General features: G+C 75.1%; 3 protein-coding genes. 2 read left to right on the top strand and 1 reads right to left on the bottom strand.

Annotated features, from left to right (window positions below; translation table 11 throughout):
• Positions 1-81 precede the first annotated feature (81 nt).
• Positions 82-1,059 (bottom strand): carbohydrate kinase family protein, encoded by a 978-nt coding sequence (locus ACWF9Z_RS09020; RefSeq protein ID WP_453599168.1) that lies wholly within the window; start codon positions 1,057-1,059, stop codon positions 82-84.
• 132 nt (positions 1,060-1,191) lie between these two features.
• On the opposite strand from ACWF9Z_RS09020, the gene ACWF9Z_RS09015 reads away from it, so the two are divergent.
• Positions 1,192-1,407 (top strand): hypothetical protein, encoded by a 216-nt coding sequence (locus ACWF9Z_RS09015; protein WP_453599165.1) that lies wholly within the window; start codon positions 1,192-1,194, stop codon positions 1,405-1,407.
• 78 nt (positions 1,408-1,485) lie between these two features.
• Positions 1,486-2,946 carry a hypothetical protein gene (locus ACWF9Z_RS09010; protein ID WP_453599162.1) on the top strand — a complete coding sequence of 487 codons (1,461 nt, stop codon included), beginning with the start codon at positions 1,486-1,488 and terminating at the stop codon, positions 2,944-2,946.
• Positions 2,947-3,092 lie beyond the last annotated feature (146 nt).

Raw genomic sequence — 3,092 nt, 5'->3', positions numbered from 1 at the left:
CGCCGCCGGGTGACGCCCGGACCCCCCGGGGGGTCCGGGCGTCACCCGGCGGCGGGGCCGGTTCGCCCGGCGGCCGGACGGCTACGCCGCGAGGTGCGCGCGGACCTCGGCGGCCGCCTCGTCGCCGTAGGCCTTCGTGAAGCGGTCCATGAAGTGCGCGCGGGCCAGCGTGTACTCCTGGGTGCCCAGGGTCTCGATGACCAGGGTGGCCAGCATGCAGCCGACCTGCGCCGCCCGCTCGAGGCCGACGCCCCAGCCGAGGCCCGTCAGGAATCCCGCGCGGAACGCGTCGCCGACGCCCGTGGGGTCGACCTTCGCCGTCTCCTCCGGGCAGCCGACCACGATCGGGTCCTGGCCGGCCCGCTCGATCCGGACGCCGTTCGAGCCCAGCGTGGTGACGCGCGTGCCGACCTTCGCCAGGATCTCCGCGTCGGTCCAGCCCGACTTCGACTCGATGAGGCCCTTCTCGTACTCGTTCGAGAAGAGGTACGTCGCGCCCTCCATCAGGGTGCGGATGTTCTCGCCGTCCATCCGGGCGATCTGCTGCGAGAAGTCCGCGGCGAAGGGGATCCCCCGCGTCCGGCACTCCTCCGTGTGGCGCAGCATCGCCTCGGGGTCGTCCGCGCCGATCAGGACGAGGTCCAGGCCGCCCACGCGGTCGGCCACGGCCTTCAGCTCGATCAGGCGGGCCTCGCTCATCGCGCCCGTGTAGAAGGAGCCGATCTGGTTGTGGTCGGAGTCCGTGGTGCAGACGAAGCGCGCGGTGTGGAGCACCTCGGAGATGCGGACGGAGTCGGTGTCGACGCCGTGCCGTTCCAGCCAGGCGCGGTACTCGTCGAAGTCCGAACCGGCCGCGCCGACCAGGACCGGACGGATGCCGAGCTGGCCCATGCCGAAGCAGATGTTGGGGCCGACGCCGCCGCGCCGTACGTCGAGGTTGTCGACGAGGAAGGAGAGGGAGACCGTGTGCAGCTGGTCCGCGACCAACTGGTCGGCGAAGCGGCCGGGGAAGGTCATGAGGTGGTCGGTGGCGATGGAGCCGGTGACTGCGATGCGCACGGCGTGGATGCTCCTGCGGAGGACGGCAAGGGGGACGTTCCAAGCTACCCGGTCGCCGGCACGTGGCCGACCGGATGAAACTACCCCGTAGTAGGTCTTTCTTCGCCGGTCGCGGCGTGCATACCGTGCCCCATGACCTACACCGATGGCTACGGGTACGCAGAGAGCGCCGCCGACGCGCGGCCCGGCTTCGCACGGCTGCTGGGCGACTGCGCCAGGATGGCCCCGCACTGGCAGGTGCCCGCGGGCCCCCACCAGGACCGGGTGGGGCCCTCGCAGATCCACGGGATCAGGGTCCCGGTGGCCTCGGCCCGCCTGATCGCCTCCACGGCCGCCTACGGGGACTGAGGACCCCGGGGAACCGGATCCGCGCCTGTTCCGTCACACCCGCGTCAACCACGGCGGGACGGACAAAGGAGCGATGCGGTGACCAGCGAACAACCGGGCAGCACACCGGACTCATCACGCGCCACACGACGGCGCCCGGCCTGGGCCGTCGGCTCGATCGCGGCCGCCGTCCTGCTCGCCGGCGGCGGCACCGCGTACTGGGCGTCCACCGCCCACTCGGACGGCCGCGCCGGTGACAGCGCGGCCTCCGCGCCCCGGGCCGCGGCGACTCCGTCCGGGCCCGGCATCGCTCCCGGCGAGCCCGATCCCTCGGGCAGCGGGGTCACGTACACGGCCGACGTCAAGCTTCCCGACGGCCCGGCGGCCGCTCCCTCCTTCTCGGCGCGCGGCGAGGTGACCTCCGCCGACGTGGCCCGGCTCGCGGCGGCGCTCGGCCTCTCCGCCGCGCCGCGGCAGGCCGGGGAGACCTGGCTGGTCGGCGAGGCCGCCGACGGCTCCGGTCCGCTGCTCACGGTGAACAGCAAGGCCCCCGGGACCTGGACCTTCTCCCGGCACCAGGTGGGCGGGACCGGGGACGACTGCGTGCGCGGCAAGGACACCTGCGGCCCGGCCACCCTCCCCCAGGACGACTCCGGCGCGCGCCCCGGCGCGGCCGCCGGCACGCCGCAGGGCGCTCCCGTCTCCGAGGAGGCGGCCAAGGCCGCCGCCGCGCCCGTACTGGCGGCGGTGGGCCAGAGCGGCGCCGCGCTGGACGCCCGGCTCGACCAGGGCTCGGTGCGCGTGGTGAACGCCGACCCGGTGGTCGGCGGACTGCCCACCCGGGGCTGGTCCACGAAGATCGGCGTCGGGGCGGACTCCGCGGTGGTCTCGGGCAGCGGCGAGCTGACGGCTCCCGTACGGGCCTCCGAGCAGCCGGTGATCGGTTCCGTCGAGGCGCTGGCCCGGCTGAACGACAAGGCCAAGGGGCCGTCCGACGGCCCCCGCCCCGACCCCAGCGGCTGTGCGACGAGCGTTCCGCTGACGCCCGACACCCCGGTGGGCGCCACGGACACGCTGCCCTGCAACCCCGACCCCCGGCCGATGAAGCCGCCGCGCACGGAGTCGGTGCGCGGCGCCGCGCTCGGACTGGTCCCGGGAACGGTCGACGGGGGCCGCGGCCTGGTCCCGGCCTGGCTCTTCGAGGTGGCGGGCAAGGACGGCGGGGCGGGTCACACCGTGACGCAGCCCGCGGCCGTGACGCAGGACTCCGGCCCGTCCACCCCGCCCGCGAAGGCGCTCACCGTGCCCGGGTACGCGTACGCCGAGGCCGACCGGACGCTGACCGTGAACTTCTGGGGCGGGGTGTGCAGCACGTACGCCCTGGAGGCCCGGGAGCAGCCGGAGTCGGTCATGGTGAAGATCACGGACACCCCGACCAAGCCGGGGCAGAACTGCGTCATGCTCGCGCAGGAGATGACGGTGACGGCCCGGCTCCAGCAGCCGCTGGGCGACCGGAAGGTGATCGACGCCACGACGGGCAAGCCGCTCCCCCGGCAGTGACCCGCACCGGCCCGTGACCGCGCGGCCGTCCCGCGGGGGACGGCCCGCCGGGGACGGCACGCGAGAGGGGCCCGCCCGCGGCGGGGCGGGCGGCGGGGGCCGCCCCCCAGGGGGGAAAACCGAGCGGGGGGCGGTGGGGGAGGGTG

It is taken from the genome of Streptomyces sp. NPDC054961 (assembly GCF_053609145.1).
This window is presented reverse-complemented; position numbering and strand designations above follow the sequence as displayed.

Coding starts and splice junctions, on each gene's coding strand:
- ACWF9Z_RS09015 (WP_453599165.1), top strand. CDS start 1,192: ATGACCTACACCGATGGCTACGGGTACGCAGAGAGCGCCGCCGACGCG.